Annotated in this window: 30 protein-coding genes; 12 read left to right on the plus strand and 18 right to left on the minus strand. The window is 75.0% G+C overall.

The features are described from left to right. Window positions 1–387 precede the first annotated feature (387 nt). The 7 genes from ACTJIY_RS19870 to ACTJIY_RS19900 form a co-directional block, all read right to left on the minus strand. Complete coding sequence (locus tag ACTJIY_RS19870; RefSeq protein ID WP_440675232.1) at window positions 388–2238, minus strand: AMP-binding protein; 1851 nt, start codon at window positions 2236–2238, stop codon at window positions 388–390. Beyond that, window positions 2235–3302 carry a hypothetical protein gene (locus ACTJIY_RS19875; RefSeq protein ID WP_440675231.1) on the minus strand — a complete coding sequence of 356 codons (1068 nt, stop codon included), beginning with the start codon at window positions 3300–3302 and terminating at the stop codon, window positions 2235–2237. Before ACTJIY_RS19875 ends, ACTJIY_RS19870 begins: the two co-directional genes overlap by 4 nt. Beyond that, a complete protein-coding gene (locus ACTJIY_RS19880; protein WP_253054343.1) occupies window positions 3299–3901 on the minus strand; it encodes an ABC transporter ATP-binding protein in 603 nt (200 codons plus the stop codon). The genes ACTJIY_RS19875 and ACTJIY_RS19880 overlap by 4 nt, the downstream gene beginning before the upstream one ends. Continuing rightward, on the minus strand, window positions 3898–4932 hold the full coding sequence (locus ACTJIY_RS19885) for a peptidoglycan-binding domain-containing protein (protein ID WP_253054341.1): 1035 nt from the start codon (window positions 4930–4932) through the stop codon (window positions 3898–3900). Before ACTJIY_RS19885 ends, ACTJIY_RS19880 begins: the two co-directional genes overlap by 4 nt. Further along, complete coding sequence (locus ACTJIY_RS19890) at window positions 4925–5554, minus strand: hypothetical protein (RefSeq protein ID WP_253054339.1); 630 nt, start codon at window positions 5552–5554, stop codon at window positions 4925–4927. The genes ACTJIY_RS19885 and ACTJIY_RS19890 overlap by 8 nt, the downstream gene beginning before the upstream one ends. Before the next feature lie 90 nt (window positions 5555–5644). Then, entirely contained in the window at window positions 5645–5941 is a 297-nt protein-coding gene (locus ACTJIY_RS19895; protein ID WP_081895947.1) for a lactococcin 972 family bacteriocin, read from the minus strand. A 71-nt stretch (window positions 5942–6012) separates the two neighbouring features. Beyond that, a complete protein-coding gene (locus ACTJIY_RS19900; protein ID WP_253054335.1) occupies window positions 6013–6465 on the minus strand; it encodes a sensor histidine kinase in 453 nt (150 codons plus the stop codon). On the opposite strand from ACTJIY_RS19900, the gene ACTJIY_RS19905 reads away from it, so the two are divergent. Further along, the gene (locus ACTJIY_RS19905; protein ID WP_440675230.1) at window positions 6443–6622 is read left to right on the plus strand and encodes a hypothetical protein; all 180 of its coding nucleotides are present in this window, start codon (window positions 6443–6445) and stop codon (window positions 6620–6622) included. The genes ACTJIY_RS19900 and ACTJIY_RS19905 overlap by 23 nt on opposite strands. 3 nt (window positions 6623–6625) lie before the next feature. Here the strand turns inward: ACTJIY_RS19905 and ACTJIY_RS19910 are convergent, their stop codons facing one another. From ACTJIY_RS19910 to ACTJIY_RS19925, 4 genes are all read right to left on the minus strand, one after another. Next, on the minus strand, window positions 6626–7516 hold the full coding sequence (locus tag ACTJIY_RS19910; protein WP_440675229.1) for an aminoglycoside phosphotransferase family protein: 891 nt from the start codon (window positions 7514–7516) through the stop codon (window positions 6626–6628). Between the two features lie 44 nt (window positions 7517–7560). Beyond that, complete coding sequence (locus tag ACTJIY_RS19915) at window positions 7561–9057, minus strand: amino acid permease (protein ID WP_440675228.1); 1497 nt, start codon at window positions 9055–9057, stop codon at window positions 7561–7563. A 103-nt stretch (window positions 9058–9160) separates the two neighbouring features. Then, complete coding sequence (locus ACTJIY_RS19920) at window positions 9161–9448, minus strand: hypothetical protein (RefSeq protein WP_253054322.1); 288 nt, start codon at window positions 9446–9448, stop codon at window positions 9161–9163. Window positions 9449–9451: 3 nt separating this feature from the next. Continuing rightward, window positions 9452–10000 (minus strand): hypothetical protein, encoded by a 549-nt coding sequence (locus tag ACTJIY_RS19925; RefSeq protein ID WP_440675227.1) that lies wholly within the window; start codon window positions 9998–10000, stop codon window positions 9452–9454. Between the two features lie 163 nt (window positions 10001–10163). On the opposite strand from ACTJIY_RS19925, the gene ACTJIY_RS19930 reads away from it, so the two are divergent. Together ACTJIY_RS19930 and ACTJIY_RS19935 are read left to right on the plus strand one after the other, a co-directional pair. Beyond that, entirely contained in the window at window positions 10164–11225 is a 1062-nt protein-coding gene (locus ACTJIY_RS19930) for a C2 family cysteine protease (protein WP_440675226.1), read from the plus strand. Between the two features lie 3 nt (window positions 11226–11228). Further along, window positions 11229–11504 (plus strand): hypothetical protein, encoded by a 276-nt coding sequence (locus ACTJIY_RS19935; protein ID WP_087470109.1) that lies wholly within the window; start codon window positions 11229–11231, stop codon window positions 11502–11504. Between the two features lie 22 nt (window positions 11505–11526). On the opposite strand, the gene ACTJIY_RS19940 is transcribed toward ACTJIY_RS19935, so the two are convergent. After that, window positions 11527–12147: a class I SAM-dependent methyltransferase gene (locus tag ACTJIY_RS19940; protein WP_353708232.1), complete on the minus strand. Its 621-nt coding sequence runs from the start codon at window positions 12145–12147 to the stop codon at window positions 11527–11529. An 89-nt stretch (window positions 12148–12236) separates the two neighbouring features. Between ACTJIY_RS19940 and ACTJIY_RS19945 the strand changes: the two genes are divergently transcribed. Both ACTJIY_RS19945 and ACTJIY_RS19950 read left to right on the plus strand, forming a co-directional pair. Further along, window positions 12237–12998, plus strand: coding sequence for an MOSC domain-containing protein (locus ACTJIY_RS19945; RefSeq protein WP_440675225.1), 762 nt, complete (start codon window positions 12237–12239; stop codon window positions 12996–12998). 145 nt (window positions 12999–13143) lie between these two features. After that, complete coding sequence (locus ACTJIY_RS19950) at window positions 13144–13446, plus strand: hypothetical protein (RefSeq protein WP_253054306.1); 303 nt, start codon at window positions 13144–13146, stop codon at window positions 13444–13446. A 64-nt stretch (window positions 13447–13510) separates the two neighbouring features. Here ACTJIY_RS19950 and ACTJIY_RS19955 read toward each other — a convergent pair whose 3' ends face one another. Both ACTJIY_RS19955 and ACTJIY_RS19960 read right to left on the minus strand, forming a co-directional pair. After that, window positions 13511–14068, minus strand: a complete 558-nt coding sequence (locus ACTJIY_RS19955) for a PH domain-containing protein (protein ID WP_440675224.1) — start codon at window positions 14066–14068, stop codon at window positions 13511–13513. Window positions 14069–14134: 66 nt separating this feature from the next. After that, window positions 14135–14782, minus strand: coding sequence for a histidine phosphatase family protein (locus ACTJIY_RS19960; protein WP_440675223.1), 648 nt, complete (start codon window positions 14780–14782; stop codon window positions 14135–14137). Between the two features lie 313 nt (window positions 14783–15095). Between ACTJIY_RS19960 and ACTJIY_RS19965 the strand changes: the two genes are divergently transcribed. From ACTJIY_RS19965 to ACTJIY_RS19975, 3 genes are all read left to right on the plus strand, one after another. Next, window positions 15096–15722, plus strand: a complete 627-nt coding sequence (locus tag ACTJIY_RS19965; protein WP_440675222.1) for a DinB family protein — start codon at window positions 15096–15098, stop codon at window positions 15720–15722. 49 nt (window positions 15723–15771) lie between these two features. Beyond that, complete coding sequence (locus ACTJIY_RS19970) at window positions 15772–16470, plus strand: DsbA family oxidoreductase (RefSeq protein WP_253054298.1); 699 nt, start codon at window positions 15772–15774, stop codon at window positions 16468–16470. Window positions 16471–16626: 156 nt separating this feature from the next. Next, window positions 16627–16806 (plus strand): hypothetical protein, encoded by a 180-nt coding sequence (locus ACTJIY_RS19975; protein ID WP_053370594.1) that lies wholly within the window; start codon window positions 16627–16629, stop codon window positions 16804–16806. Window positions 16807–16885: 79 nt separating this feature from the next. Here ACTJIY_RS19975 and ACTJIY_RS19980 read toward each other — a convergent pair whose 3' ends face one another. Genes ACTJIY_RS19980 through ACTJIY_RS19990 form a run of 3 tightly spaced genes read right to left on the minus strand, consistent with a single transcriptional unit; the run spans window position 16886 to window position 19012 of the window. After that, entirely contained in the window at window positions 16886–17914 is a 1029-nt protein-coding gene (locus ACTJIY_RS19980) for a DNA-3-methyladenine glycosylase family protein (protein WP_440675221.1), read from the minus strand. Next, window positions 17911–18378, minus strand: coding sequence for an ester cyclase (locus tag ACTJIY_RS19985; RefSeq protein WP_440675220.1), 468 nt, complete (start codon window positions 18376–18378; stop codon window positions 17911–17913). Before ACTJIY_RS19985 ends, ACTJIY_RS19980 begins: the two co-directional genes overlap by 4 nt. Window positions 18379–18415: 37 nt before the next feature. Next, entirely contained in the window at window positions 18416–19012 is a 597-nt protein-coding gene (locus tag ACTJIY_RS19990) for a ribonuclease H family protein (RefSeq protein WP_440675219.1), read from the minus strand. A gap of 193 nt (window positions 19013–19205) precedes the next feature. Here ACTJIY_RS19990 and ACTJIY_RS19995 point away from each other — a divergent pair, with 193 nt between their 5' ends. Then, window positions 19206–19931, plus strand: coding sequence for a DedA family protein (locus tag ACTJIY_RS19995; RefSeq protein WP_253054288.1), 726 nt, complete (start codon window positions 19206–19208; stop codon window positions 19929–19931). Window positions 19932–20019: 88 nt separating this feature from the next. On the opposite strand, the gene ACTJIY_RS20000 is transcribed toward ACTJIY_RS19995, so the two are convergent. Then, entirely contained in the window at window positions 20020–20400 is a 381-nt protein-coding gene (locus ACTJIY_RS20000; RefSeq protein WP_440675218.1) for an FKBP-type peptidyl-prolyl cis-trans isomerase, read from the minus strand. A 136-nt stretch (window positions 20401–20536) separates the two neighbouring features. On the opposite strand from ACTJIY_RS20000, the gene ACTJIY_RS20005 reads away from it, so the two are divergent. The 3 genes from ACTJIY_RS20005 (at window position 20537) to ACTJIY_RS20015 (ending at window position 24480) form a co-directional block, all read left to right on the plus strand. Then, complete coding sequence (locus tag ACTJIY_RS20005) at window positions 20537–21691, plus strand: VIT1/CCC1 transporter family protein (RefSeq protein WP_440675217.1); 1155 nt, start codon at window positions 20537–20539, stop codon at window positions 21689–21691. 105 nt (window positions 21692–21796) lie between these two features. Then, window positions 21797–22927 (plus strand): hypothetical protein, encoded by a 1131-nt coding sequence (locus ACTJIY_RS20010; RefSeq protein WP_440675216.1) that lies wholly within the window; start codon window positions 21797–21799, stop codon window positions 22925–22927. An 86-nt stretch (window positions 22928–23013) separates the two neighbouring features. Further along, entirely contained in the window at window positions 23014–24480 is a 1467-nt protein-coding gene (locus tag ACTJIY_RS20015) for a hypothetical protein (protein WP_440675215.1), read from the plus strand. The last annotated feature ends 144 nt before the right edge of the window (window positions 24481–24624 follow it).

Genomic DNA, 24624 nt, shown 5'->3' on the forward strand with positions numbered 1-24624 from the left:
GTCTACCATCCGCCGCTCGTTCCTCGCGGCTCCCGCCAGGCCCGACCACGACGCGGCACCACCACCCACCCCGCCCGACGTCGTCTCGCCCTGGTCCTCGCTCGCCCGGGTGACACGCCCGCGCGGCCCGCCGTCGGACATCAGGGACTACGCCGACGGGCGATCCGACTGCAGCGGGCGACCGGCTGCGTCGAGGACGACCTGGGCTCTACTTCGGCGGACCACGGCTCTACTTCGGGGGACCAGGGCTCTACCTCGGGCAACCATGCTCTACCTCGGCGGGCCAGGGCTCTACCTCGCGTGACCAGGGGTCTACTTCGGCGGGCCGGGGGTCTGCCTCGGCGGGCCGGGGGTCTGCCTCGGCGGTCGGCGGGTCGGCGCGGGCTGTCAGGCGCGGTGGTGCTCGACGTCGTCGCGGTGCAGGAGGTCCTCGCGGACGACGCGGCGCAGGACCTTGCCGATCTGGGAGCGCGGCAGCTCCGGCACGACGGCGAGCGTGCGGGGAAGGGCGTAGCGGGCCAGGCGCTTCTCGCCCCACTCGCGCACGGCGGCGAGGTCGACGCGCGGGGGCGAGCCGGCGTCGTCGGCGTCGTCGAGCACGACGACGGCCGCGACGTGCTCGTCCGAGCCGCTGCCGGGGACGCCCACGACGGCGACGTCCCGGACGCCCGGCATCCCGCGCAGGTGGTCCTCGACCTGGGAGGGGTACACCTTGAACCCGCCGGTGACGATCATCTCCTTGATGCGGTCGACGAGCGTGACGAGCCCGGCGTCGGGGCCGTCGAGCGCGACCCGGACGACGTCGCCCGTGCGCAGCCAGCCGTCGTCGAGGAGCTGGTGCGCGGTCTCCTCGGGGCGGTTCCAGTAGCCGCGGAACACCTGCGGGCCGCGCACGAGCAGCTCGCCGCGCACGGTGCGCGGTGCGGCAGGGTCGTCGGTGGGCTCGGGGTCGGCGTCGCGCAGGACGCCCGCGTCGAGCGCGTCGGCGTCGACGACCCGGATCTCCGTGCTGGGGAAGGGCAGGCCGAGGGTCCCGGGGCGGCGGTCGTCGGAGCAGGGGTTGCCGAGCGAGATCGGGGACGTCTCGGTCATGCCGTAGCCCTCGATGAGCAGGCCGCCCGTCGCGTCCTCCCAGCGCCGTGCGGTCTCCGCCGTGATGGGCATCGCGCCCGCGAACGCGAGGCGGATCGAGGTGAGGTCGGAGCCCGGCCCGGGCGCGTCCGCGGCGGCGGCGACGATGCGGTCGAACATGGGCGCGACGCCGGGCAGGAACGTCGCGGGGCGGCGCGCCTGCGCGGCGACGAACGCCTGCGGGTCGAACTTCGGGAACGCGACGAGCGTCGCGCCGATGCGCGCAGGCAGGGTGAGGCAGAACGTCAGCCCGAACGCGTGGAAGAAGGGCAGCACGCCGTAGACGGTCTCGGCACCTTCCTCGAACGTGGCCCACGCCTGGCCCTGCACGACGTTGGCGACGAGGTTGCGGTGCGTGAGCACCGCGCCCTTGGGCGTGCCCGTGGTGCCGCCCGTGTACTGGAGGAGCGCGACGTCGTCGGCGCCCGGGTGGGGGAGCGCCGGGGGGAGCGCCCGCGCACGGCGGACGAGGTCGTGCCAGTCGGGGACGCCCGCGGGGACGGGGCCGCGCAGCGCGTCGCGCTGGGCGCGCGCCCGCGCGACGGGCAGGCGCAGCGCGAGGCGGCTCCCGCGGGGCAGGTCGCGCGCGATGTCGAGCCCGACGACGGTGCGCAGGCCAGCCGCGTGCGCGCGGGCGTCGAGCACGGCGGGGACGGTCTTGGTCCACACGACGGCGACGCTCGCGCCGGAGTCGGCGAGCTGGTGGGCGAGCTCGTCGGCGGTGTAGGTGGGGTTGTGCTCGACCACGACGGCGCCGAGGCGCTGGACGGCGTAGAACGCGACGACGTGCGACGTCCCGTTGGGCAGCACGAGCGCGACGCGGTCGCCGTGGCGCACGCCGAGGTCGTGCAGGGCGCTCGCGGCGCGCTCGACCTGCGCGACGAGCCGGGCGTAGGTCGTGGTCGCGCCGAAGAAGTCGACCGCGACGCGGTCCGGCCAGCGCTCGGCCGCGCGGTAGAGGGCGGCCGTGACCGGCTCGTCGGGCACCGCGACGTCCGTCGGGACGCCGGGAGCGTAGCGGGCGGTCCACGGCCTCGTCGCCAGAGTGTTCACTACGCCACCGTAACCTACGGTTGCGTAGGTTGTGTGCGGCGTCGGTGTGGTCATCGGTCCTTCGCGTAGGCGAACAGGTCCTTCTCGCGCGTCGTGGCCAGGGCGACGGCGACGCCTCCCACGGCACCCGCCAGCACGGACAGGGTCACGCGCGCACCGAGGATCGCGCCGACCAGCAGGTCGCCGTCCCGGCCGAACCAGGCGAGGGAGAGCGACATCCCGACAGCTACCGCCGGAGCGGTCCACAGCACCGACTCCAGCGACACGATCGTCCACAGGTCACGCCGTCGCATCCCGTCGTGGAGGGCCGTGGCGAGCTCCACCCGGCGAGCCCGTACGGTGACGAGGGCCACGGCGGCAGCGATCAGCCCGACGAGGAGCCCTCCGAACCGGGTGACGCGCTCGTGGAACAGCCCCGCGCCATCGAGCCCGGAACCCAGCGTGGAGTTGAGCTGCTGCACCTGGGGGACGTCGTCGGCATCGCCGCCCGGCCGGAGCACGGTGAAGAGGAGGGGGTTCAGCTCCGTGGTCATCGGCCACGCCTCGACCCAGCACTCGTCGAAGGGTGCGCGGTACCCGGTGACGCTCACCGCGAGATAGCCGTACCCGTCCCTCCGCCCGTCGCGAGGGTAGGCGTAGGTGCCCGCGAGGCGAGACGTCCCGGTCGTCGCGGAGAGCCGGTCGCCGAGCTCGAGGCCGAGCGTCGCGACGGCGTCGTCAGTCAGGATCAGGCCCGGCCCGCCGTCGGTCGTGGCGCCGACGACGGCCGGGAACCCTGGACTCGCGTCGGCGGCGGGCATCGGGGCACCGGGAAGGGCGACGGCGGCGACGGGCTCGTCCGGTCGGACGGTGAGCGCACCCGCGGCGTGCACTCCGGGCAGATCGCGCAACGACTCGCACCGCGCGCCGTCGACCCGGCCCGGTGCCGAGATCGTGAGGACCGACCCACCCGCCGCCCGGAAGTCCGCGGCCTGCTGTTCGAGCGTCGCCACGGTCGAGATCTCGGCGACCGTCGCGGTCACCACCAGGCCGATCAGCACCAGCGCCAGCGTGACGCAGCGTGCGGTGCCTGTGGAAGCGTTGCGCCACGCCTCGCGCAGGATCGAGCGCAGCCTCATGCGGCGGGGTCCAGCGTCAGGTCGACGTGGTCCGAGCAGGAGTCGCGGGTCGCGGCGTCGTGGGTCGCGACGACGATGATCGTCCCGGGCGAGCGCAGCGCACCGAGGGACTCGTTGACGGTGCGGGCGGTCGGCAGGTCGAGCTGGGCGGTCGGCTCGTCCACGAGCAGGAGGCCCGGTTCCGACGCGATGGCTCGTGCCAGCATCAGGCGCTGCGCCTCCCCGCCCGAGAGGCGGCGGAACTGCTGCTGCGCGATGTCGTCGAGCCCGAACCTGCTCAGGAGGTCGGCGGCTCGTCGCTCCGCCTCTCGGGGGTGCAGCCCCCGGACGAGCAGCGGGAGCGCGACGTGGTCGAGCGCCGAGCGTCGCGGCGTCCCGTGCGGGTTCTGGAACACCCATCCGGTCCGCTCGATGCCGTCCCGCGCGACGGTGCCCTCGCGGGGTTCCTCCCACCCGGCGAGCAGGCCGAGCAGGGTGCTCTTGCCCGACCCCGACGGACCGGTGAGCGCGTAGGTGCGACCTGGCCGCAGATCGAGGTCGAGCCCGCGGAAGAGCCAGGGGCGCCGGGGGAAGTGGTGCCCGAGGCCGGTCGCCGTCACGCGCACGGGGCGTCCGGCCGGGGCGACGTGTCGACGGCGGTCGGCGGGGTGCCGTCGAACAGGACGAACGTCTGCCCGAGCTCGGACCCGACGACCCGCAGCCTGTGGGGCACGGCGTCCGTGGTCACGCAGGTCGTCCCGTCAGGTGCCGTGATCACGGCGGACGGTGGGACGACCGACACGTCGACCGGTTCTGCCAACCGCAGCTGACCGACCGGCGCCTCGTCGCCCGTGCCTGCTTGCTGGAGCGAGGGCGCAGCGTCGAGCTGTGCGAGCAGTGCTGGGTCGGTGACCGGGTTCTGCGGCTCGACCGCGACGTCGATCCCGTCCACACGGAGCGTGCGCGCCCCGGCGACGAGGTCGGACGGCGCTCCGTCGCGCAGTGCGACGCCTGCCAGCGTGCCGGGCGTCACGACGAGCTCCGCTCCGGCCTCGAGCCGGCTCCCTGTCGTGACCGAGCACTCCGCGACGGTGACCGAGGGTCCGGGGATCCAGAGGAAACGAGATCGCGGAACGGAGGTGAGGGCGGAGGGGTCGCCGAGGTCGTCGAAGAGTGCGTTGACGGCACGCAGGGTCTTCGTGCCGAGCGTTCCGGTGGCCTCGACCGGGTGCCCCAGACGCGTCAGCTCCTCCTGCAGCGCCCGCACGTCGTTGCCCTGGGTGCCGACCGGAAGGTCCCGCCACAGCGGGAGCGTCGTCGCGAGCGCGACGACCGGTGCGTCGTCGAGCCAGAGCGGCGCGGTCCCGGACTCGATGGTCGAGCCGGGACGGCAGTCGAAGCGTGTGACGAGACCGCTACCGGGTGATGCCAGCCCCGACTCCTCGCCACGGGCGACGGCGAGCCGGACGGAGCGGACGTCGTCGAACGTCGCGGACCGGACCTCGAAGGTGGTGATGGGAGCGGGAGGTCGAAGGGCTGCGGGGACGGCCGGGGACGTCCACGCGGCACCGAGAACGACCCCCACGGCGACGAGCGTCACTGCGCCGAGCACCCACAGGCCCACCGTGGCCGGGCTGCGACCCTCACTCACCGGCCAGGCCGAGCGGGTCGCTCGAGCACGACGTCAGCGCCTCGCGGAGCTCGGTCGACAGGGCGGCGAGGTCGGAGAACCGCCCCTCCATGTCGGTGAGGTAATCGTCTGCCGCGTAGCCCGCCGGTACGACCTCGCGACGGACCAGGCACTCCGCCATGATCGTCGGGACGTCGAGGTTGTCCGGGTTGGACGCCATGATGTCGTGCAGCGCCCCGACCGTGTCGGCGCCCGACTCACGCTCGCAGGCCTTCACGACCTCGTACGGGTCGCTCCCGTCCGGCAGGGGCGAGGCCTCGTACGACCCGTCGGGCTCGAAGCCGGAGAACGTCACGCCCTCCGCCTCGAGGCACGTGCGGAACTTCTCTTCCATCTCCGCGTACTCCGCGTCCGTGATCTCCTCGTCGGCGAGCGCCTGACGAGCGAAGTCGGACCCGGCGTCGGAGTAGAAGGCCGTGAACTCGGCGGCGTAGGGGCCGTCGAACGCGGGAACGTCGACGGCCGTCCCGTCGTCGACGCTCGACCCGACGGAACCCGGGGTGCCGCACGCGGCAAGGAGCGGGACGAGGGCGGCGAGAGCCGCCGCGGCGACGCGTCGCCGCGTCGACCTGCGAAGAGACATGATGCTCCGATCACTGCGGTCGTCGGGGACGGGCGGGCCCGCGTGCCGCCGAGCGACGGCGTCCGGACGCTCGGCAGCACGTGAGTCGAACTACTTGACGTCGTAGTACGCCTTGTTCCCGAACCAACGGACCTCGTCCCACTGGTACGACCACTTCCCCGCGGAGACCCAACCGGAGCTGCGGAGCCCGTTCTCCCCGTAGGTCGAGGACTTGTGGACCCGGCTGCCGTGGTAGTAGTGCGACCAGACGTCCTTGGCGTCGGCGCCGTGGTCCCACGTGCCTCCCACGGACGGGTAGCTGATCGTCGCGCTGGCGGGGCCAGCCGCTCCGAGCGCGACACCCGCGGCGAGCGTGGCAGTGATGACCGCCGTCATGACCTTTCGCATCAATCCCCCTCAGTGTTGATCGGTCGTCCGCAGTAAAGCGCCGAGGTGAGACGATTCATCGGGTATGTCCGTTATCCGAGACGCGGAGACGCCGGGACCTCGTCGTAGACCTCGCCGGGGAGCCGGACGGTCACGACGAGGCCGTCCTCGGGTCGCGCGGCGAGCGTGACGGAACCGCCGTGGGCGCCCACCACGGCGCGGACGATCGACAGCCCGAGCCCGCTCCCCGTGCCGTCGCCGGTGCGCTCGCCGCCCAGCCGCCGGAAGGGCTCGAACAGGCCCGGGAGGTCGTCGGGCGCGACGGGCGGACCGGGGTCGACGACCTCGAGCACGGCGTCGCCGCCGGCGTCGGACCGCGTGGCGACCCGCACCCAGCCGTCGTGGCGGAGGTTGTAGCGCTCGGCGTTCTCGACGAGGTTGCGCACGAGCTGCTCGAGCAGCAGCGGGTCGCCGGACGTCGGAGCCTCGTCGCACGACGCCTCGATCCGGACGGCGGGGGTCGTGCTGGGCGTCGTCGCGACCACCGCGTACGCGGCGCTGCGCGCGTGGCCGACCCACGTCCCGGCCTGGGCGTCGCTCGGCGGCCTCGTCGCGACCGTCGTCGTCGGCGTGGTCGCGGGGTTCTACCCGGCCGAGCGCGCGGCGCGGCTCTCACCGACGGAGGCCCTGGCCGTCCGGTGAGCGTCAGCCCGCGAGGACGCGGTCGAGCGCTACGCGGCCCGCGGGCCCCCAGCGGGTCTTGCCGCCGGGCAGCCCGCGGTCCCCGTTCTGCCCCATGAGCAGGAGGAAGAGGGCCTTGAGCGCCGCCAGCCCGCGGGCGCGCCGGACCGTCGCGTCGTCGGCGCGCCCGTAGGCGTCGAAGAAGCGCGCGGCGGTGCCCGCGGGCAGCAGCACCCAGGCGGCGGCGAGGTCCCACGCGGGGTCGCCCGCGAACAGGTCGCCGAAGTCGACGACGCCCGCGAGCGTCCCGTCCGCGACGACGACGTTCGCGGGGTGCAGGTCCCCGTGCACCCACACGGGCGGCACCTCCCACGCGGTGGCCGCGACGGCGTCGGCCCAGACCGCCCGGACGTCGGCGGCGTCGTCGGGGGCGACGGCGCGCAGGAACCCCTCGAAGCCGTCCGTGGCGTCGCGAGGGTGGGCGCCCCGGTCCGTGGACGTCGGCGCGTCGGCGGGCGCCGCGACGTGCAGCGCCCGGAGGAAGCCCGCCAGCGCGTCGGCGGCGTGCGCGCCCCGGGTGATCGTGCCGTGGTCCAGCGGCTCGCCGGAGACCCAGGTCATGACCGTCCAGTGCCGCGGGAGACGCGCGGACGGCTCGCCGTGCCGCACCGGCGTCGGCACGGGGAGCGGGAGGTGCGGCGCGAGCACGGGCAGCCACCGCCGCTCCTTGAGCTGGGGCTCCGGCGTCGGGTCCATGCGCTGCACCCGGACGGCCAGGTCGTCGCCGAGCCGCCACATCTGGTTCCCCCAACCACCGGCGACCTCGCGGAGCGGCAGTACGGCGAGGTCGGGGTGCTGCTCCTCCAGCGCCTCGCGGACGAGGTCGGCCGTGATCGCGGTCTCCGGAGCGCTCATGCGCGCCCACGGTACCTCTGGGGGCGACACCGACGCGTCGGCGCCTACGCGGCGACGTCGCCCTTCAGCGGGTCCCGGCCCGCGACGGAGTGCCGGTAGCCGTAGAACCCGTAGATGATCAGCCCGACCACGACCCAGCCGAGGAACCGGAGCCACGTGAGGGTCGTGAGGTTCGCCATGAGCCACAGGCACGCGACGCCCGACACGATCGGCAGCACGGGCGACCACGGGACCTTGAACGAGCGCTGCAGGTCGGGGCGCGAGCGGCGCAGGACCGGGATGCCGAAGCTCACGAGGACGAACGCCGAGAGCGTCCCGATGTTGATCATCTCCTCGAGAAGCTCCACCTGGGACAGCCCGGCGATGAGGGCGACGACGACCCCCACCCCCACCTGGAGGCGGATCGGCGTGTGGTACCGGTGCGAGGTCCGGGAGATGCCGCGAGGAAGGAGGCCGTCGCGGCTCATCGCGAAGACGACGCGCGTGAGCCCGAGGAGCAGCACCATGATCACCGTCGTCAGGCCGACGAGGATGCCCACGGAGATGACCCGTCCGGCCCAGTCGGCGCCCACGAGGATGAACGCAGTCGTGAGCGACGGCGCGTCGGACTCCGCGAGCTCGGTGTACGACACCATGCCCGTCACGACGAGCGTCACGAGGATGTACAGGACCGTGACGATCGCGAGGCCGCCGAGGATGCCGCGCGGGAGCGTGCGCTGCGGGTCCTTGGCCTCCTCGGCCGTGGTCGCGACGACGTCGAACCCGATGAACGCGAAGAACACGAGCGCGGCGCCCGCGAGCAGGCCCATGACGCCGTACGTCGTGGGCTCGAGCCCCGTGAGGAAGCCGACGAGCGGCTGCTCGAGCGCGGTCTGCTCCGGCGCGGGCTGGGCGGGCGGCACGAACGGCGAGTAGTTCGACGCGTCGACGAAGAAGAACCCGACGACGATGACGAACAGCGTGATGCCGACCTTGATGACGGTGAACACGCTGTTGACGCGCGTGCTGAGCTTGGTGCCGATCGCGAGCAGCGTGGTGAACACCGCGACGATGAACACCGGGCCCCACTCGAGGTCGACCGGACCGATCGGGACGGTCAGCGGCAGGTCGATGCCGAACAGCCCGAACGCGTCACCGAGGTAGACGCCCCAGAACTTCGCGATGACCGCCGACGCGAGCAGCATCTCGAGGATGAGGTCCCACCCGATGATCCACGCGACGAGCTCGCCCATGGTCGCGTAGGAGAACGTGTACGCCGACCCGGCGACGGGGATCGCGGAGGCGAACTCGGCGTAGCACATGACGGCCAGGGCGCACACGATCGACGCGATGACGAACGAGACGATGACGCTGGGCCCGGCGTAGTTCGCGGCGGCCGTCGCGCCGACGGAGAAGATGCCCGCGCCGACCGCGACCGCGACCCCCAGGACCGCGAGGTCCCAGGACGTCAGGCTGCGCTTGAGCGAGCGCTCCGGGTCGTCGATCGCCGCGAGCGAGTCCTCGACGGACTTGCGACGGAACAGGCCGGTCCTCGTGGCCACGGGTGCGCCTCCCCGGCGTCGGTGACAGGTCCGTCCATTGAACCGGTCCCGTGCCCTCGTCGCGCGGCGGACGGCCCGGCGTGGTGTCCCGGGCCGACGGCGGTCAGGCGGGGTGCCAGCGCGCTCCCCAGCGGCGGGTCAGGCGGCCGCCCGACGTCGCGGCGTGGGCGCGCACGCCGGCCTCCACCGCGTCGGCGACCGTGTGCGCGGCGGCGTCCGTGTCGGCGAGGAAGCGGACGGTGACGCGCGCCTCGCCGCGCACGACGCCGACGTCGTACGCCTCGACCGTCGTCAGGTCGCGCGCCGCGGCCGCGGCGGCGGGCAGCACGGCCTCGGGGTCGGCGCCCGGGCGCAGCAGGCCCACGGCGAGGGTCACGCGGTACGACGGCACGGCTCAGCCGAGCTCCGGGAGACCGGCCTCGTCGCACGGGTCGAGGTCGACCGGGCCGGACACGTCGAGGCGGACCAGGTCGCCGTCGGCGGTGACGCGCACCGACCACCCCGCCGGGTCCTCGGCCTCGACCGAGGCGGACCCGCCGTGCTCGGCCTCGACGACGCCCGAGGGTGCGCCGAAACCGTGCTCGTCGAGCACCGGGGCGATCGCGTCGGGGACGTCCGCGAGCAGGCCGTACGCGTCCGCGCCCCCCGGCGTGGCCCGGGCGTCGGGAAGGAAGACGACGCAGCGACCGTCGTCCTGCGCCGTCGCCGAGGCGCCCCCGTCGTCGTCGGCCCAGCCGTCCGCGCCGTAGACGTCCTGGACGGCGGCGAGGACGTCCTGCCGGGCCTCCTCGTACCCCGCGACGGCGTCCGGTGCGGGCGGCGGCTCCGTCGGCTCGGCGTCGCCGCCGCACGCGGCGAGCGTGGCGAGGGCGCCCAGCGCGAGCACCGCCCCGGCGGTGCGCGTCGTCGCGCCCTGGCGCGGTGTCCAGGCCTGCTCCGTCATGGTCCCCCTCGGTCGTCGCGTGCGTCGTCCGCGGGGGACGCTACCAGCGCGCACCGACCCGAGGTCAGAGGTGCGGCCCGCGCGGGGATGGGGAGCGCGCCCCATGGACCCGCGTCGGCGGACGGCGGTACCGTCTCGGCGACCTGCGGGCGAGGGGGAGAGCATGAGCGGGATGTACGGGGCGGACGTCGCACAGCTGCGACAGCTCGGACAGCGGTTGTCCGAGGCCGCCGACAGGTTGACGTCGCTGCGCGGCGAGCTCGACGCGCTGGTGACGTCGAGCCCCTGGGAGGGTCCGGACGGCGACGCGCTGCGCGGCGAGTGGTCCACGTCGCACGGCCCGGCCGTCGCGGCGGTCGGGGCGGTCCTCGGCGACGCGGCGACCGCCGTCGTGCGCCAGGCGGACCAGCAGGAGGGCGCGAGCACCGACGGCGCTGGCGGGTCCGGTGGCGGCTCCGGCGGGGGCGGCGGCGACCGCAGCACCCCGGGCGAGGACGGCGACCGGCCCGGGGACCCGGGCCTCACCGACGACCTCGGCGACTACGAGGACGTCCCGCCGATCGACCTCGAGAACGAGGACTTCTCGCTCGACGACATCAACCAGGGCCAGGTCGGGGACTGCTGGTTCCTCGCCGGCCTGGGCGCCGTCGCGACGACCGACCCGGAGTTCCTGCGCGAGCACATCCGGCTCAACGACGACGGCACGTACACCGTGACGATGTACAAGGACGGCGAGCCGGTCGAGATCGTCGTGGAGGCGACGGTCCCGGAGAACGGCGTCGGCGGCCAGAACGGCGAGCCGAACTGGGTGTCGATCTACGAGAAGGCGGCGGCCGAGTACTTCGGCGGCGACTACGAGGACATCGACGGCGGGCACTCCGACGACGCGTTCGAGGCGATCACCGGCCGCCCCGCCGAGCGGTCGGGCGAGCTCAGCCTCTCCGACATCCAGGACCGGCTGAAGGACGGGCCCGTCGCCGTGGGCACCGAGGACGACGACGCGTTCTGGTGGTGGGAGGACGAGGTCGACGACAGCCGGATCGTGCCCAACCACGCCTACGTCGTCACCGAGGTCAAGGAGATCGACGGCGAGATGAAGATCCACGTCGTCAACCCGTGGGGACCGGGTGGCGGCACCCTGGACGGCGAGCAGAAGGTCGGCGACCTGTGGCTCACCGAGCAGGAGTACAAGGAGAACTTCGACTCCGTCTACTCGGGAGGCTGACGCATGGCAGGCAACGACGAGGTGCGCCGGGCGCGCGTGCCGCAGGGAGCGCAGGCGGAGTTCGCCGACGTGCGGGTGGGCGTGATGCGCGTCGGCGTCGGCGCGGGGCGCGCGCTCGCGCAGCTCGCGGTCCGCTCGCCGCGCGGCGAGGACGTCCTGCGGGCCGACCTCGGGGACGCGATCGACCTGCACGGCGCGGGCATGCTCCACGTCGACGACGTGGAGGGCGAGCCGGGGAGCTCGGGCGGGGCCGTGACGTTCACCTTCACGCCCGCCTGAGGCGAGCCGTCGGCCCGGGCTCTCAGCCCGCGGCGTCGACGGCGAGCACGGCGACGAGGAAGTCGGCGTCCGGGGTCCACGGGCGCAGGTCCCACGTCGCGAGGGCGACGTCGAGGCGCAGCCCCGCCTCCGCGGCGTCGGCCAGGAACCGCTCGGGCGCGTAGCCGCGCCCGGTGCCGAAGCCGACGACGGCGCGACCGTGCGGGGCGAGGTGCGCCCGGAAGCGGCGCAGGACCTCGACCTCGGTGCCCGGCGCGAGGAACGTCACGACGTTGCCCGCGCACACGATCGCGTCGAACGGCTCGGTGACGCCCTCGGCGGGCAGGTCGAGCTCGGCGAGGTCGCCCACCCGCCAGTCGGGCCCCGGGTGGTCGGCGCGCGCCGCCTCGACCAGCACCGGGTCGACGTCGACCCCGACGACCGTGTGGCCGCGCGCGAACAGCTCTGCGCCCACGCGCCCCGGCCCGCTCCCGGCGTCGAGCACGCGCGACCCGCGGGGCAGCATGGCGTCGACCAGGCGTGCCTCGCCGGCGAGGTCGGCGCCGCGTGCGGCCATCGCCCGGAAGCGTTCGACGTACCAGGTGGAGTGAGACGGGTCGGCCGCGGTCTTCTGCTCCCAGCGCGAGGGACGGGTGGCGCTCATGCCGCCGACGCTACCCGTGCGGGGTGAGACCGGTCCCGTGACCTTGGTCCCCGGTGTCCTCGGCCACGTCGCGCTGAGAGAATCGAGGGATGTCTCCCGCAGCGCCCGCCTCGCCGACCGCCCATCCCACGTCTCCCGGCGCGGCGCCCGTGACCGCCCTCGCGAGCAGCGCCCCGACCGGCGAGGTCCTCGCGGTGTGCCGCGTGCACGCCCTCCTGCCGGACGCCGGCCCCGTCGGCGTCACGGCGATCGACAAGCGGCCCGTCGACGGCCCGGTGAAGGTCCGACGCCTCGGCCTCTACGCCGACCTCCAGGCCGACCGCGCGAACCACGGGGGCGAGGAGCAGGCCGTGTACGCGTACGGCCAGGACGACGCCGACTGGTGGGTCGGGCAGCTCCGGCGCGAGATCCCGCCGGGACTGTTCGGCGAGAACCTGCGGGTGCGGGGCATCCCCGTGAGCGAGGCGGTCGTCGGGGAGCGCTGGTCCGTGGGCACGGCGCTGCTCGAGGTCACCCAGCCCCGCACGCCGTGCTCGACGTTCGCGCGGCGGCTCGGGGAGGACAGGTGGGTCAAGCGCTTCACCGTCGCGAACCGGACCGGCGCGTACCTGCGGGTCGTGCGGAACGGCGAGCTGCAGGCGGGGGACGCGGTGACGGTCTGCTACCGGCCCGAGCACGGCGTGACGCTCGCCGACTGGTTCGGGGCGTGGAACGCGCGCGGTGCGGACCCGGAGCGTGCCGCCGACGTCGCACGCCGGCTGCTCGTCGCGCACCTCGAGGGCGACGTCGCACTGACCGGCGAGATGCTGGCCCGCGCCGAGATCGCGGCCGGGCGGCGCATCGAGGACTGAGCAGGCACGCCTCCCACCTGCGGCGACGCAACACGGAGCGGTGTGGCGACGGATTCATGCGGACCGCTGACAAACCGGCGGTGCTCCACTACGCTCCCTGCTGAGCGCTCACTCGTATCAATGTCGATCAAGCAGGGAGCACGACATGAAGAAGTTCCTCAGCTCCGCCCTCGTGGCAGGTCTCCTCGCGACCGGTGCGGTCGCCCTGACCGCCCCCGCGGCCTCCGCCGCCGTCGTCGGGTGCAGCGTCTCCGGGCCCAGCGTGTCCGGGACCACCGCGCGGGTGACGAACATCAACTGCACGTACGCGCGCGTCGTCGTCAAGTACGTCAGCAACGGCACGGTGCGCACGTCGTACGGGGCGTGGGTCGCAGCGGGTCACACCTCGACGGCGTACGTCCCGTCGATCTCGGCGATCGTCTCGCTCTCCGCGGACGGCAGCCGCTGACCCTCCGGCACCGGCCACGCACGGCCCGCCGGCGCTCCTCGCAGGGCGTCGGCGGGCCGTGCGGTCAGCGCTCCGCGCGCGGGATGCGAGGGGCGCGCGGGCCGCGCGGCGGCTCGTTCGGCGGCCACTCGCCGTCGTCGGAGCCGTCGTCGGCGGTGAAGAGCAGGTCGTGCAGGCGGACCTGCACGTTCTCGACGTCGGGCACGTCGTGCAGGTTCAGCCCCGGCTTGTCCGTCGCGTCCGAGATGACGAGCGTCCCGCAGCCGAAGAGCCGGTCGATCGGGCCCTTCTCGTAGTTCACGTCGTTGATGCGGTACAGGGGGATGTCCCGCCCGGTGCGCGTGATGATGCCCGAGCGCATCGCGATGCGCTTGTTCGTCACGGTGTACTCCGTGGTCCGCCAGCGCAGCCACGGCACGAACACCCAGACGACCGCCGCGACGAGGGCGAGGCCCGCGACGACCCAGCGGACGACGTCGATCGGGACGAGCACGACCGTCACGACGACCGCCGCGACGAGCACGACCAGCAGCACGAACGGCCAGAACAGCGCCTTCGCATGCTCCTTGAGCTCCATGACGACGTGCTCGCCCTCGGTGAGGTGCTTCTCGCTCAGACCCATGGGCAGCATCGTGCCACCTCGCGGTCCGCACGGGGAGGGCCGTCCCGCCGGTGGGCTCGCCGGGTCTCAGGCCTGGGCGGAGAGGTTCCAGCCCTCGACCGTGCGCAGCCCGTGGCCGTAGCCCAGCAGGCAGATCGCGGCCGTGCCGAGCTCGAACCGCGCGCCCAGCCCCGGGTCGATCCCGAGCCACACGGTCGCGAGGACGCGCAGCAGGTGCCCGTGGGCGAACAGCACGACGTCGTCGCCGCCCTGCAGCGTCGGCTCGACGCGACCGAGCACGCGTCCGGCCCGGTCGGCCACCGCGGAGAGCTCCTCGCCGCGGTGCCCGTTCGCGGCGGCGAGCACGTTGACGCCGTCGCGGAAGATCAGCCACTCGTGGCCGAGCTGCTCGCCGACGTCGACGGCGGTCCGGCCCTCGACGGGGCCGTAGTCCCACTCGGCGAGGTCGTCGTCGGTCTCCGCGTCGGGGAACCCGGCGAGGTCGGCGGTGCGTCGAGCGCGCTGCCGCGGGCTCGTGCGCACGACGGCGCGGCGTCGCCCCCGGCGGTCCGCCCACCCCTGCAGCCACACGCCCGCCGCGACCGCCTGCTGCTCGCCGGCGACCGTGAGCGGGATGTCGGACCGGCCGGTGTGGCGGCCGCTCGCGCTCCACTCCGTCTCCCCGTGGCGCACGAGGACGAGCTGCGGGTCGGGGGTGGTGTCGGTCGTGGTCACGGGTCGGCCTTCCTGGTGGTGTCCTCCAGCAGCATCACCCCGAGACGCCCGGAGCGCGCGTCGGCCGGGTCAGCCGGGGACGCCGTCGACCCCGTTGATCGCGAGGAACACGACGAGGGCGCCGAGCAGGACGACGGCGATCCCGGTCGCGACGAGCAGGACGGTACGGGGGCGGACGCGCACGAGGACTCCGGGGGACGGGGGACGGGGGACGGGCCGAACCCATTCTCGCGCGCAGGCGTCGGTGGGTCCGGCTAGCGTCGAGCGGACACCGACGGGCGGGCGGCGACGGCGCCGCGGGGAGGGGAGCGAGATGGTGCACGAGACGGCGGACGGGGAGATCGCGTACGGCAGCCCTGAGTTCGACTGGTCGATCCTCACGGTCCCGACGTCGCTCGCGGTCGTGCGCGGCCAGCTCGGGTTCTCGTGGCTCGAGGTCGCGGAACGGCTCGCGACGCTGACGCAGGCGGAGCTCGAGTGGGAGCCGGGGCCGGACGCGCTGCGCGTCGTGCGTCGCGGCACGGAGCGCACGTCGCGCACGCTCGGGGTCGGCGACTGGGTGATGGAGTGGCCCGACGGGCCGGACTCGCCGCAGCCGCGGACGATCGCGTGGCTCGTCGCGCACCTCACCGAGGCGTTCTTCGAGCGGTGGGAGTGGACGTTCGGGCCGCACGAGCGCCGCCGCGACTCCGTGACGTTCTCGGGCGAGGTCGGACCGGCGGTCGCCGGGTTGCGGCACGAGGTGGACCGGTGGCGGGCCGGGGTGGACGCGCTGCCGGACGAGGGGGCGTTCACGGTCGGGCTGAGCCAGGCGACGGAGATCGACGCGCAGGCGCCGTTCGTCCACCTCGTCGCGCACATGAACCGCGAGCTGATCCACCACGGTGCGGAGATCATGGTGCTGCAGGACCTCTACCGTGCGGCGAACGTCACGCCGTGACGAGGTCCGCGAGGGAATCGTGCGGTCGTCCAGATGGTTGAACGGTCACATGACCACGAACAGCCCCGCCGCGGCCGACGCGTCGGCCCCCACGGTGAAGATCGACATCTGGTCCGACGTCGCGTGCCCCTGGTGCTACGTCGGCAAGCGACGCCTCGAGACGGCGCTCGGCCGGCTCGCCGAGGCCGGTGACGGCCCGCAGGTCGACATCGAGTACCACTCGTTCGAGCTGGCGCCGGACACTCCCGTCGACTTCGACGGCACCGAGGTGGACTTCCTCGCGGGGCACAAGGGCATGCCCCGCGCGCAGGTCGAGCAGATGCTCGGGCAGATGACGCAGCTCGCCGCGGCCGAGGGCCTGGCCTACGACTTCGACGCGCTCCAGCACACCAAGACGCTCACCGCCCACGAGCTGCTGCACCACGCGAAGGCGCACGGCAAGCAGGTCGAGATGAAGGAGCGCCTCCTCAAGGCGTACTTCGAGGAGGGCCGCCACGTGGGCCGCGTCCAGGAGCTCGCGGACCTCGCGGCGGAGGTCGGTCTCGACCGCGCCGAGGTCGTCGCGGCTCTGGAGGACGGCCGCTACGCGGACGACGTGCAGGCGGACATCGACCAGGCGCGCGCCTACGGGATCAACGGGGTGCCGTTCTTCGTCGTCGACGGCCGGTACGGCGTCTCGGGGGCCCAGGACCCGGCGGTCTTCGTCCAGGTGCTGCAGCAGGCCGTCGCGGAGCGCGACGCCGCCTGACCTGTCCGCTCTGCGAGATCAGGTACGGAGAGCGACGTATCTCACACCCCGGTGCGGTGGACCTGCGACTCGGTATCACCGAGACTGGGACGCAGCCCGCACCGACGCCGGCTCCACACGTGCACCGGCGCCCGTGATCCCACGAGGAGGCCTCAGATGACCGACACCACGACGAACCTCTACCACTCCATCGCGAACCCGCGTCGCACCACGCTCATGAGCGTGAGCGCCGCGGACGCGGCCGCGCCGCACCGCGAGACCGCGCCGTCGCTCACGCTGGTCGGCGCGGACGACGCCGCGGTCTGCGTCGACGGGGTGTGCGCGCTCCCCGAGTAACACCGTGCGTGCGTGAAACGGTCGCCGGAACGGCAGGTTCCGGCGACTCTTTCATGCCCTCGGCGAGGTGCGCGGGCCGTCAGTGGAGGCGGTGGTCCTGGATCGAGAGGCGTGGGCCGCGCCGCGGGGCGTGCGCCCGGCCCGAGAGCTCCAGGAGCCGGACGACGCGGTAGCGGTGCGGCGAGTACGGCGCGAGGAGCTCGAGCATCCGGTCGTCGTCGACGCGCTCGCCGACGAGCGCCCAGCCCACCGCCTTGGCGAGGTGATAGTCGCCCACGGACACGGCGTCGGCGTCGCCGAGCGCGCGCTGCGCGACCTCGGCCGCGGTCCAGACGCCCACGCCCGGGACGGCCTGGAGCCGGGCGTGCGCGGCGGCGGCGCCCTGCGCGTCGAGCAGCGCGCCGCACTCCTCGAGCCGGCGGGCGACGCGTGCGGCCGCGACGACGGTCCGCGCGCGGCCCGGGTCGACGTTCGCCCGGTGCCAGTCCCACGACGGGACGCGCGCCCACGTGGCGGCGTCGGGCACGACGAGCATCCCGGCGTCGCCCGCGGGCCCCGGGGCTCGCTCGCCGTACTTGCGCAGGAGCCAGCCCCACGATCGCCACGCGGCGACCGTCTGGACGCGCTGCTCGAGGATCGCGGGGACGAGCGCCTCCAGCACGCGACCGGTGCGGGGGATGCGCAGGCCCGGGCTGCGCCGGTGCGCGTCGCGCAGGGGTGCGGGCGGGGTGAAGCCGGTGTCGTCGTCGTGCTCGCCCAGCAGGTGGGGGAGGGCGTCGAGCGCCTCCTGGGCGCCCGGTCCCCAGGCGTGCCCGACGACGTCGCGCGGCCCGGTCTGCACGAGGCGGCACGTCGCGGGACCGGCGGGCATCCGCGTCGTGCGCCAGACGTCCCCGGACGGCGTGCGGCGGAACGTCGGGTCGTACGGCCCGCGGGAGAGCCGACCGAGCGTGAGGTGCAGGTCCAGGGGCCGGTCCGACCGGACGCGCTGGACGAGCGGTTCACCGACCACGGCGTACACGACCGGGACGGGACCGTCGCCGACCGCGAGCTCGGCCGGCGCTGGGACCGGGCTCGGGCGCGGGTTCGGGCTCGGCAGGACGGTCACCGGACCATCGTCGCACCCGCCGCCGACGGCCCAGCAGGATCCGTCGCCGCCGCGAGCTGTGCCGCGAGCCCTGCCCGGTCGATCTGCATCCAGTACTCCACCACGCGGTCGTCCGCGACACGGTAGACGCAGCTCGCGACCTGCACGACCTCCGCCCCGGTCGGCGCGCGATCGTCCACCTCGCCGACGTGGCGGCCGCGCTGGGTCCAGCGGACGTACACGCGGTCGCCGTCCGCGAGGAGCTCGTCGACCGTCAGGGTGAAGCGCCCGTACGCGGCGCGCATCTCCTCGACGTGCTCGGCGTACTGCGCGGGAGTCCGGTGCACCGTCGTCGGCGCCTCCGACGTCACCTGGTGCGCCGCGACGAGGGGCGCGAGGTACTCGCCCGCGCGGGCCGGGTCGTCGCCCGAGCGCACGACGGCGAAGAACTCACGGACGAGGTCGGCAGGGGTTCGTGTCGTCACGGACCCATCATGCGCGACCGCGAGCCCGCCCCGACCGTCAGTCGAACAGGGTGTCCATGTCCCACGCGGGCTCCGGCGTCGGCTGCTTGGGTGCCGGGGCGTGCGCGGCGGAAGCCGTGGCGTGCGCCGGCCCGGTCGCGCGGCCGGCCGGGCGCGTGGGATCGCCGAGCTCGGGGACGAGCGTGCCGTCGAGGTCGCCCCGGCCCGCGGCCCAGTCCTGGGCGGCGAGGCCCGCGAGCTGGTCGGCGCGCTCGTTGAACGGGTCGCCGACGTGGCCGCGCACCCAGCGGAACCGGACGGGCCCGGCGCGCTCGGTGATGACCCGGTCGATCGCCTGGACGAGCTCGAGGTTCTTCACGGGCTGGCCGCCCGCGGTGCGCCACCCCTTGCGCTTCCAGGCGACGACCCACTCGGACGCGCACTTGATGGCGTACTGCGAGTCGGACTCGATGAGGAGCGGCTCCGCACCGGGGTGCGCGCGGACCGCCTGGAGCAGCGCGGTCAGCTCGGCGACCTGGTTGGTCCCGCTCACGGCGCCGCCGGAGTCGAACGTGCCGTCGTGGTTGATCCACGCCCACCCGATGGCGCCGCCCGGGTTCCTCAGGCACGAGCCGTCGGTGCTGACAGTGATCACAGCGCTCCTCGATCACGGACGTCCCCGCCCGCCGGCTGCGGCGCGGGGAGGCGAATGCGTCGAGCCACATTGTCCCCCGGACCGGAGGGTCGCCGGACCACCTGTCCGCGGGCGCCCGGTCGGGGTCGCCTCAGGGGAGAACCGGGGGGATACCCCATGGTGCCGGGCGGTCGCGCGGTCGAGGCTGGGACGCATGGTCGCGTGGGTCGTGGAGCTGTGGGGACAGGTCGAGGCGTGGCTGCTCGCGCTCGTCGACTCGGTGTGGGCGCTGCCGACGCTGTTCGCGACGACCGCGGGGGACGGGTTCTTCCCGCCGATCCCCGGCGAGACCGTGATCGTCATGCTCGCCGTGGGGGCGCAGTCCGGCGGGGGCGTCGCCTGGGGGCTCGTCCTGCTCGTCGCGGCGCTCGGCGCCTGGTGCGGCGACCAGCTCGCCTACGCGCTCGGCCGGGCGGTCGGCACGCGCGCGCTGCCGGTGCTGCGCGGCTCCCGCGGTCAGCGCGCCGTCGCCTGGGCGACCCGCTCCCTCGACCGGCGCGGCGCGTCCGTCGTCCTGGGCGCGCGGTTCGTGCCCGTCGGGCGGACGGCGGTCAACGTGACCGCGGGTGCCGTGGGCTTCTCGCGCCGGCGCTTCATGGCGCTGTCCGCCGTCGCGTCGGTCGCGTGGGCCACCTACTCGGTCCTCATCGGCACGCTCGCCGCCGCGTGGGTCGGCGACAGCCCGCTCCTCGCCGTCGTGGTGGGGGTCGTCGGCGGGATCCTCCTCGGTGTCCTCGTCGACACGGTGGTCCGCCTCCGGGCGGCCCGCCGCGAGCGGGACACCGACCTGGCGGCCGGACCGGCCCCGAGCCCGGCACCCGGTGCCGGCACCCCGGAGACGGACGCCGCGCTGGTCACGTGCCCCGGCCCGGCGCGGTAGACCTGATCGCCCGACGGCGCCGCCCGGCGCGGCGGACAGGAGGAGGGCCCCGGTCGACGACCGGGGCCCTCCTGCAGTCAGCGGTCGGTCAGGACACGCCGAGCAGGTCGATGACGAAGATCAGCGTCTTGCCGGACAGGCGGTGGCCGCCGCCCGCGGGGCCGTAGGCGAGCTCCGGCGGCACGACGAGCTTGCGCCGCCCGCCGACCTTCATCCCGGGGATGCCCTGCTGCCAGCCGGCGATGAGGCTGCGCAGCGGGAAGTTGATCGACTGCCCGCGGTTCCACGAGGCGTCGAACTCCTCGCCCGTCTCGTACTCGACGCCGAGGTAGTGCACGTTCACGGTCGCGCCCGGCGTCACCTCGGGACCGTCACCGACGGTGATGTCCTCGACGACGAGCTCGGTGGGCGCGGGGCCCTCCGGCGCGTCGACCTCGGGGCGGGACAGCTCGTTCTCTCCAGTGGTCATGGTCCGATCCAACCACGACGGCGGACGACGGGCGGGCCCGAGGTTGGGGACGCCCGGAACACCGGTCGGGGGGACCCCCGGCCCCGCGTTCGGCCGCGCGCAACACGGCGCGGCCGAAGATCGCCATCATGGAGGCATGTCCTCCACGCCTGAGCCGCACACCGGTCTGCCCGCCGGCACCCCGCGCGGGGTGACGCCGGGCGGGGACCCGGCCCCCGTCGTCGGGCACCGACCGACGCCGCAGGAGATCCGGCGGTGGCGCCGGTTCCTCGCTGACGAGCGCGCGGAGGCGGCCGTCTACCGCGACCTCGCGAGCCGTCGCAGCGGGGAGGAGCGCGACATCCTGCTGGCGCTCGCGGACGCGGAGGGGCGGCACGAGCAGCACTGGCTCGGCCTGCTCGGCGACGACGTCGGCAAGCCGCTGCGGGGCGACTGGCGCACCCGGACGCTCGGCTGGCTCGCGCGCCGCTTCGGCGGCGTGTTCGTGCTCGCGCTCGCCCAGCGGGCCGAGGCGCGCTCGACGTACGAGACCGACGCCGACGCGACGCCCCGGATGGCCGCCGACGAGCGGATCCACGAGGAGGTCGTGCGCGGCCTCGCGACGCGCGGGCGCAACCGCATGTCGGGGACGTTCCGTGCCGCCGTGTTCGGCGCGAACGACGGCCTCGTGTCCAACCTCGCGCTGATCCTCGGCATCGGGGCGTCGGGGGCGTCGAACAGCACGGTGCTCCTCTCGGGGCTCGCGGGCCTGCTCGCGGGCGCGCTGTCGATGGGCGCGGGGGAGTACGTGTCGGTGCGGTCGCAGCGCGAGCTGCTCGACGCCTCGACGCCGAGCCCGCAGGCGTCCGCGGCGCTGCCCGACCTCGACGTCGACGCGAACGAGCTCGCGCTCGTCTACCGCGCGCGGGGCATGGCGCCCGCCGAGGCCGAGGACCACGCCGCCGACGTGCTGGCGACGTACACGCAGCAGACGGTGATCGCCCCGCCGCCCAGCGCGGACGAGCACGAGACGCACGGCACGGCGATGGGGGCGGCGGTGTCGTCGTTCCTGTTCTTCGCGTCGGGCGCGCTCATCCCGGTGCTGCCCTACCTCTTCGGCCTGACCGGGTTCGTCGCGGTCGGCGTGGCGGCGCTCCTCGTGGGGGTCGCGCTCCTGGCGACCGGCGCGACGGTCGGCCTGCTCTCGGGGACCTCGCCGCTCACGCGGGCGCTGCGGCAGATCGGCATCGGCTTCGGTGCCGCGGCGGCGACCTACCTGCTCGGGCTGGTGTTCGGGGCGACCGTCGGGTGAAATCGGACGCTCCGGTGGTGAGCGTCACCGGCGCATGCCTACCGTGACCCCGGACGGGCCTGCCGGCCCGCCTCTTCGCCGCACCGACGACCTACGGGGCGCACGATGGACGCGACGCACGACGCGCAGGGCAGGCGCGCACCAGCCGCCCGCCGCTGGCTCGTGCGCGCGCTCGTGGCCGGAGGTGGTCTCGGTGCCGGCCTCGCGTTCGCCGTCGCGACCGCGGGCGGCGCGTCCGCTGCGGACGACCCGCTCGGCCTCGGCAAGGTCCTGTCGCCCGTCACCTCGACGGTCCAGAGCGTCGTCGACCCGGTCGTGCAGGACGTCGTCCAGCCCGTCGTGCGCGACGTCGTCGCCCCCGTCGTCCAGCCGGTCGCCCCGGTCGTCGAGAAGGTCGTGACCCCGGCGGCGCCCGTGGTCGAGGAGGCCGTGCGGCCCGTCGCGCCGGTGGTCGACCAGGTCGTCGCGCCGGCCGCTCCCGTGGTCGAGCAGGTCGTCGCGCCCGTGGCGCCCGTCGTGCAGCCCGTGACCGACGCCGTCGCTCCCGTGACCACGCCGGTCCTCGACGCGGTCGTGCCGGCCGCGACGCCCGTCGTCGAGGCGGTCGCCCCCGTGGTGAACCCCGTCCTCGGGGCGGTGTCGCCCGCGCTCGACCCGGTGACGCCCGTCCTCGACGCGCTGACCCCGGTGCTCGACGCGCTGGCGCCCGTGACCGACCCGGTCCTCGGCCCGGTGACGGGGCCGCTCACCCCGCTCGCACCCGTGCTCCCCGAGGCGCCCGCTCCCGGTCCGGAGGCTCCGGGCCCGGTCGGCCCGGTCGGCCCGGCGGGGCCCGGCGCCGGCACGACCGTGGCCGAGCCCACCGTGCCGCTGCCGTCGGGCGGCGAGCTGCCGCCCGTGCCTCCTCCCGGTGCGGACCGCGCGGGCCCGACGGCGCTCGGCACCCCGCCCGCGGGCGCACGCGGCGGGGGTCTCCTCGCCCCGCTCGACGCTCCGCCCGGCACCGCCGTGCCCGCAGGCGGCGCGACACCCCTGGGTGGCGCACCGTCGGACGGCGGGCTCGGTACGACACCCGCGCCGTCCGGCAGCGCCCAGCGCGCCGGGTCCGGCGGCGACCTCGCCGCCCTCGGCCACGGTGCCGACGCCCCCGCGCTCTCGTCCTGGACCGCCGTCGTCGACGACGCGCGGTCGAACCACCCCTCGACGTTCTTCGAGGTCCCCGTCTCTCCTGCCTGACGTGGCTCGCGTCGCGCCCCGAGCGCGGCAGACGCGACCCGGCGCCGTCGTGCGCCAGCCACTTCTGAGCAGGAGAGAGAACGATCATGCACACCTTCGTTCGACGCGCGCTGCGCACAGCGCTCGTCACAGGCGGCCTCGTGGTCGTCGGGGCCGGAGCGGCCCACGCAGCCGAGGGCGACCTCCTCGGCGACCTCGGGCTGGACCTGTCGGTCGAGGCTCCGCTGAGCCAGGTGACCGAGGCCCTTCCCGACGTGTCGGTGGACGTGCCCGTGAACGTCCCCGTCACCGTGTCCGACGTCGCGGTGGGCGCCCTCGGGGACGCCACGGTGACCCCCGCGCCCGCGCCGGCTCCGGCCCCGGCGCCCGACCCCGCGCCGGCTCCGGCGGGCCCGGCGGACGTCGACCTCGACGTGCCCGTGACGATCCCGGTGGACGTCTCGGGCGTCGCCGTCGGCGTCCTCGGCGACGCCGCGGTGGCCCCGGCTCCGGCTGCGGCTGCCGAGCCCGCCCCGGCCCCGGCCCCCGCTCCGGCAGGACCGACGGACGTGGACGTCGACGTGCCCGTGACCGTCCCCGTGGACGTGTCCGGCGTCGCGGTGGGCATCCTGGGTGACGCGACCGTCACGCCGGCTCCGGCGGCTCCGGCTGCTCCGGCTGACGGCGCGGACGACGGCGCGGCGGGGTCCGGCTCCGGCGTCGACGTCGACGTGCCCGTGACGGTGCCGGTGGACGTGTCCGGTGTCGCGGTCGGCGTCGGCGGCGACGCGACGGTCGGCGGTGGCGCGGCGGGAGAGGTCCCCGGTGACGGGACCGGATCCGGCGACGCCGACGGCACGGGCCTCCTCGACGGCGTCCTGGGTGACGGCGGTCTGGTGGACGACCTGCTCGGCGACGGGCTCCTGGGCGACGACGTGCTCGGTGGGGGCGACGGGCTGCTCGACGGGGTGCTCGGTGACGACGGCCTGCTGGGCGACGGGCTCCTCGACGGGGGCCTGCTCGGGGAGGACGGCGTCCTCGGGGCGCTGCCCGACCTCGACGTCGACCTGCCGGTGACGGTCCCCGTGACCGTCTGCGGCGTGGGCGTCGGCCTGCTGGGTGACGCCTCGGCGGCGTGCCCGACCGCCGCCGTCGTGCCGACGGACCCGACGGATCCCACGGACCCGACGGATCCCACGGACCCGACGGATCCCACGGACCCGACGGACCCGACCGACCCGACGGACCCGACGGACCCGACCGACCCGACCGACCCGACCGACCCGACGGACCCCACCGACCCGGGGTCGACGGGTGGCACGGACGGCACGGTCGTCCGGGTGCTCCACCCGATCGGCGCCGGCGCCGGCGTCACGGCGACGACGGCGGGCGGGACGGCCGTCGCGGCGTCGGGCCCGACGGCCCTGGCGACGACGGGCGCGGGGGGTGACCTGGGGCTGCTCGTGATGGCCGGTCTGCTCACGCTGCTCGGCCTGTCGCTCCAGCGCTTCCGTCGGAAGTCCTGGCTCGCGGACCGGGACGCCTACGCACCGGTCTTCACCGACCGGGGCTGACGCCCGCAGAGACGGGACCGCCCGGGCCGTGCGCCCGGGCGGTCCTCGCGGCGCGGTCGCGCCGGACCTGGCCAGGGAGCACCCGGCGTGACCGTGCCGGGGGGGGGGGGGGGGGGGGGGGGGGGGGGGGGGGGGGGGAGGGGG

The sequence above is a fragment of the Cellulosimicrobium sp. 22598 genome, assembly GCF_052044445.1.
GTDB classification, from domain to species: domain Bacteria; phylum Actinomycetota; class Actinomycetes; order Actinomycetales; family Cellulomonadaceae; genus Cellulosimicrobium; species Cellulosimicrobium cellulans_G.

What these genes read in the sequence shown, in the direction of transcription:
- ACTJIY_RS19950 (WP_253054306.1), top strand. Translation starts at nt 13,144, where the DNA reads ATGAAGAAGTTCCTCAGCTCCGCCCTCGTGGCAGGTCTCCTCGCGACC.
- ACTJIY_RS20005 (WP_440675217.1), top strand. Translation starts at nt 20,537, where the DNA reads ATGTCCTCCACGCCTGAGCCGCACACCGGTCTGCCCGCCGGCACCCCG.
- ACTJIY_RS19890 (WP_253054339.1), bottom strand. Translation starts at nt 5,554, where the DNA reads ATGTCTCTTCGCAGGTCGACGCGGCGACGCGTCGCCGCGGCGGCTCTC.
- ACTJIY_RS19970 (WP_253054298.1), top strand. Translation starts at nt 15,772, where the DNA reads ATGACCACGAACAGCCCCGCCGCGGCCGACGCGTCGGCCCCCACGGTG.
- ACTJIY_RS19870 (WP_440675232.1), bottom strand. Translation starts at nt 2,238, where the DNA reads ATGACCACACCGACGCCGCACACAACCTACGCAACCGTAGGTTACGGT.
- ACTJIY_RS20015 (WP_440675215.1), top strand. Translation starts at nt 23,014, where the DNA reads ATGCACACCTTCGTTCGACGCGCGCTGCGCACAGCGCTCGTCACAGGC.
- ACTJIY_RS19955 (WP_440675224.1), bottom strand. Translation starts at nt 14,068, where the DNA reads ATGGGTCTGAGCGAGAAGCACCTCACCGAGGGCGAGCACGTCGTCATG.
- ACTJIY_RS19965 (WP_440675222.1), top strand. Translation starts at nt 15,096, where the DNA reads ATGGTGCACGAGACGGCGGACGGGGAGATCGCGTACGGCAGCCCTGAG.
- ACTJIY_RS19875 (WP_440675231.1), bottom strand. Translation starts at nt 3,302, where the DNA reads ATGAGGCTGCGCTCGATCCTGCGCGAGGCGTGGCGCAACGCTTCCACA.
- ACTJIY_RS19995 (WP_253054288.1), top strand. Translation starts at nt 19,206, where the DNA reads ATGGTCGCGTGGGTCGTGGAGCTGTGGGGACAGGTCGAGGCGTGGCTG.
- ACTJIY_RS19925 (WP_440675227.1), bottom strand. Translation starts at nt 10,000, where the DNA reads ATGACGGAGCAGGCCTGGACACCGCGCCAGGGCGCGACGACGCGCACC.
- ACTJIY_RS19910 (WP_440675229.1), bottom strand. Translation starts at nt 7,516, where the DNA reads ATGAGCGCTCCGGAGACCGCGATCACGGCCGACCTCGTCCGCGAGGCG.
- ACTJIY_RS19975 (WP_053370594.1), top strand. Translation starts at nt 16,627, where the DNA reads ATGACCGACACCACGACGAACCTCTACCACTCCATCGCGAACCCGCGT.
- ACTJIY_RS19895 (WP_081895947.1), bottom strand. Translation starts at nt 5,941, where the DNA reads ATGCGAAAGGTCATGACGGCGGTCATCACTGCCACGCTCGCCGCGGGT.
- ACTJIY_RS19940 (WP_353708232.1), bottom strand. Translation starts at nt 12,147, where the DNA reads ATGAGCGCCACCCGTCCCTCGCGCTGGGAGCAGAAGACCGCGGCCGAC.
- ACTJIY_RS19935 (WP_087470109.1), top strand. Translation starts at nt 11,229, where the DNA reads ATGGCAGGCAACGACGAGGTGCGCCGGGCGCGCGTGCCGCAGGGAGCG.
- ACTJIY_RS20010 (WP_440675216.1), top strand. Translation starts at nt 21,797, where the DNA reads ATGGACGCGACGCACGACGCGCAGGGCAGGCGCGCACCAGCCGCCCGC.
- ACTJIY_RS20000 (WP_440675218.1), bottom strand. Translation starts at nt 20,400, where the DNA reads ATGACCACTGGAGAGAACGAGCTGTCCCGCCCCGAGGTCGACGCGCCG.
- ACTJIY_RS19930 (WP_440675226.1), top strand. Translation starts at nt 10,164, where the DNA reads ATGAGCGGGATGTACGGGGCGGACGTCGCACAGCTGCGACAGCTCGGA.
- ACTJIY_RS19945 (WP_440675225.1), top strand. Translation starts at nt 12,237, where the DNA reads ATGTCTCCCGCAGCGCCCGCCTCGCCGACCGCCCATCCCACGTCTCCC.